Source organism: Actinotalea ferrariae (assembly GCF_019733465.1).
Classification (GTDB): Bacteria; Actinomycetota; Actinomycetes; order Actinomycetales; family Cellulomonadaceae; genus Actinotalea; species Actinotalea ferrariae_A.
In genome coordinates, this window is sequence record NZ_JACVQL010000419.1 from 1 (window position 1) to 1,219 (window position 1,219).

1 pseudogene is annotated in these 1,219 nt (G+C 81.0%); it reads right to left on the reverse strand.

Annotation, left to right across the window (positions count from 1 at the left end):
* A pseudogene (locus tag ICW40_RS20525) lies at positions 1-1,219 on the reverse strand (hypothetical protein); the annotation flags it as partial.

Consider the following 1,219-nt stretch of genomic DNA (forward strand, 5'->3'; position numbering starts at 1 on the left):
GCCCCACGCGCTGCGCGGCCGTGGGTGCGGCGCCCGGCGACGCCTCGGTCGAGGGCGCATCCGCCGGGGGCGCGGCGATCGAGGGTGCGGGCGGCACGGTGCCGGGGAGCCCGGCGGAGAACGCCGGGTCGTCGGACGGGGCGATGGGCGGGCCGGCCGGTGTGGGCGGGGTGGGCGTCGAAGCGCCGGACGTCGGCGCGCTCGGTGTGGGCGGGGCCGACGTGGGAACAGCGCCCGGGCGACCAGCACCGGACGGTGCCGGCGCAGGGGGCGGCGTCGACGGCCAGCGCGGTCCCGACGGCGGCCGGGCGGACGTCCGGACGGGCACGCCAGGAGCGGAGGCACCGCTGGGCCGGTCTGCAGGTGTGACGACGACGGGCTGGTCCGCGTCCCCGGCCGGGACGACCGGCCGCTCCGCGTCCGGCTGCACACCGTCCGGATGCGTGACGGGCACGCCCGTGGGCGGCGTCGGCGCGTCGTCGCCCGTGCCGGTGGGCCGTGCTCCCGGGGCGGGGGCCACGCTGGGGACGCCTCCTGCGGCGGCGGCCGCGGGGCCCGACGACGTCGTCGTCCCGTCCGCCGACCCTCCGGTCGCCGCACCAGCGGTCTGTGCTGCGTCGCCGTCCGGCTCCGCGGCGTGCTCGGCGGGGGCCTGGTCCGCCGACGGCGGCGTGACCGGCGGGAAGGGGGAGGACGAGCCGCCGGCCTCCGGCGTGATGGGGTCCCAGCGCACGTCGTCGACCTCCGGCTCGGGGGGCAGCGTTCGGGGGAGCTCCTGGTGCAGCGACCAGCCGACGGCCATCTGCCACGGGTCCGGCTCGGGCGGCCGGGGGCGCTCGTCGGCGTCGTCGTGGTCCTGGTCGCGGTCCTGGTCGCCCGAGGTACCCGCGGGGCCACCGTGGCCCTGGCCGACGTCGGCTGCCGCGCTGCCCTCCACCGCGGACTCGTCCCCGGCCGCAGCCGCTGGGCCGCCCTCGACCTCCGCCGCAGACCCGTCCCCGGCTTCCGCCGCGGAACCGTCGTCGGTCGGCGCGGCCGACGCGTCCTCGGTCGCCACCGCAGACGCGTCCGCGGCCTCCGCCGCGGAGGGAGCCTCGGGGGACTCGCGGTCGCCGGCCTCCTGCGCCGCGTAGGCCGCGAGCGCGTCGCGCGAGAGCTCGGCCGTCTGGCCGTCGTCGGGCGGCACGGGGGCCCACGACGTCGCCGCGGGAGGCACCGC